Here is a 251-nt window from a genome sequence, read left to right on the forward strand (position 1 = left end):
CCTCATCGTTTCGCTCCTTTCACTACAATTAACCAATGATACTCCTGGTGTTCTTAGCCAAATAAAAAATATTCTTAAACCAGATGGTTTATTCCTTGCTGTTATGACCGGAGCCGGTACATTAAGAGAATTACGCGAAAGTCTGCTGCAAGCTGAAAGTGAAATTTACGGTGGAGTTAGTCCAAGAATTTACCCCTTTGCTGATATTCGTGATGCAGGAGCTCTTTTACAGCGTATTGGTTTGACTTTAT

1 pseudogene is annotated in these 251 nt (G+C 39.8%); it reads left to right on the forward strand.

From position 1 onward, the window contains the following. Nucleotides 1–251 (forward strand): annotated as a pseudogene (locus tag ACFIK8_RS12795) (methyltransferase); the annotation flags it as partial.

Source organism: Bartonella sp. MR168JLCBS, assembly GCF_042194175.1.